This is a genomic window from Kytococcus schroeteri (assembly GCF_002847825.1).
GTDB lineage: Bacteria > Actinomycetota > Actinomycetes > Actinomycetales > Dermatophilaceae > Kytococcus > Kytococcus schroeteri.
In genome coordinates, this window is record NZ_PKIZ01000038.1 from 1200 (window position 1) to 1407 (window position 208).

Genomic DNA, 208 nt, shown 5'->3' on the forward strand with positions numbered 1-208 from the left:
ACCGATTCGGGGCCTACACCCACATCACGCGCGACCAGGCTAACTGCCTCGCCTGCCACCACGCGCTCAACAGCAGCATCCTTAACATCCTTCGGAGTCCAACGCGTCACAACTACCTCCCGGTCGAAGTGGCGCATTCACCCCTTGACAGCACGAAGGACACTGTGGAGATGATCGCCGCCGCCTTCCCCGAGCACCTACCGCTCGA